We start from the raw sequence: 1,700 nt of genomic DNA, 5'->3' as shown, positions 1-1,700 counted from the left end.
CAACTCTCAAAAGAGGAATGGGAGGAGATTATGCAAACTCCTATTAAAAGCTATAAAGATTATCAAAATAATGATAATTTGCATACTTTAAAAGATAAATATTTAGATCCATTTTTTGTGTAGAGGAAGTCAAATTTTACCCTTTAGAGAAGGGGAGAAAATTTTAAGAAGAGGAGTTATTATGAAAGAGTTAGATTGGACAAGTTTTCCAACGCATTTTGTTGATTCTAAAAAAATCAAGCTTATCCATCATGGAATGGCTTCTCCTGATAGGTGTATCCAAAATATGATAGAAATGATGCGCTATGTGGATTCTAGATTCTCCTTAGATTTAATGCTCGTGCCAACTTATCATAAAGAATATTTTGCACAATTAGAAGCTATGGCAAAAGACTTAGATAATGTCCGAATGCTTCCTATTGTTTCTTTTGAAGAGATTATCCCCTTTAGCGCACAATATGATATAGGAATTTTTCTTGTGCCACCTACGACTTATAACCTTAAAATGTGCCTCCCCAATAAATTTTTTGAATTTATCCAAGCAAGACTTGCTATTGCAATAGGACCAAGTCCAGAAATGGCAAGATATGTTAAAGAATACCATTTAGGAATCATTGCAAAAGATTTCACGCCACAATCTATGGCACAAGAATTAAATAAACTTACCAAACAAGACATACTTAAATATAAAGAAAACGCAAACAAAACAGCTAGAATTCTTAATGCAGAAAAAGAGGGGGAGAAAATCCTTGCACTCTTAGAAAAAGTTGCGGGGTAGTTTTTTGCAAAAGCTTTTAATTTTGCATTTTCATAATCATAAAATCCAGCCACGTGTTAGGCGAGAGTATGATTTATTACAAGGAAAATACCAGCTTTTTGGGCTAGGCTATGTGGATTGTATGCGCAAAAGTGTGCAATTTTTTGTGATAAACAAACCCAAATGGGATTGGAAAAAAAAGCTTGTGCAACGTTTTTTCTTGCTATTTAGGCAGTATGAGAGAGTGTATTGGAATCTCCCGCAAGTTAAGGAAGCAGAAAAATACCTAAGAGAACATTCTTTTGATGTGATATTAGCGCATAATGAAGAGTCAATTCCCCTTGCGCTAAAATACAAAAAAAATGCAAAAGTGATTGTCAATATGCATGAGTATGCGCCAAGGGAGTTTGAAAATTACTTTTGGTGGAAGTTTTATTTCGCTCCTTATAAGCATTATCTTTGCCAAACCTACCTAAAACAAGCAGATTATGTTTATAGCATTTGTGAGGGAATCGCACAAGAATATACAAAAAACTATGGCATTAAATGTGATGTTATCACTTCAGCAGCCAAGTATTATGCCCCCCCCCCCTATTATTTGCCCAAGAGTCCCAAGAAATCAAACTCATCTATCATGGAATGGCAAGTAAGGAGAGAGGGATTGAAGATATGATTAACACAATGCACTATTTAGATTCTAGATTCTCCTTAGATTTAATGCTAGTGCAAACAGCAGATACAGAATATTTTAAAATGTTAGAATCTAAAGTTAAGCACACTAAAAATACAAGAATACTTCCTCCTGTTTCTTTTGAGGAGATTATCCCCTTTAGCACACAATATGATATAGGTTTTTATATCCTACAACCTACAAATTACAATGGATATTTTGCCCTTCCCAATAAATTCTTTGAATTTATCCAAGCAAGACTTGCTATTGCAA

2 protein-coding genes and 1 pseudogene are annotated in these 1,700 nt (G+C 34.0%); all 3 read left to right on the top strand.

Annotated features, from left to right (window positions below):
• The first annotated feature begins 181 nt into the window (after positions 1 to 181).
• Positions 182 to 778, top strand: a complete 597-nt coding sequence (locus tag K4G57_RS08925) for a glycosyltransferase family protein (protein WP_221532824.1) — start codon at positions 182 to 184, stop codon at positions 776 to 778.
• Between the two features lie 4 nt (positions 779 to 782).
• The gene (locus K4G57_RS08920) at positions 783 to 1,430 is read left to right on the top strand and encodes a glycosyltransferase (protein WP_221561859.1); all 648 of its coding nucleotides are present in this window, start codon (positions 783 to 785) and stop codon (positions 1,428 to 1,430) included.
• A pseudogene (locus K4G57_RS08915) lies at positions 1,427 to 1,700 on the top strand (capsular biosynthesis protein); the annotation flags it as partial. The gene K4G57_RS08920 and the pseudogene K4G57_RS08915, both read left to right, overlap by 4 nt.

The sequence above is a fragment of the Helicobacter turcicus genome (assembly GCF_019711685.1).
GTDB lineage: Bacteria > Campylobacterota > Campylobacteria > Campylobacterales > Helicobacteraceae > Helicobacter_D > Helicobacter_D turcicus.
The sequence above is the reverse complement of the archived record's forward strand: the minus strand, read 5'-3'. Positions and strand labels throughout refer to the sequence as shown.

Coding starts and splice junctions, on each gene's coding strand:
- K4G57_RS08925 (WP_221532824.1), top strand. CDS start 182: ATGAAAGAGTTAGATTGGACAAGTTTTCCAACGCATTTTGTTGATTCT.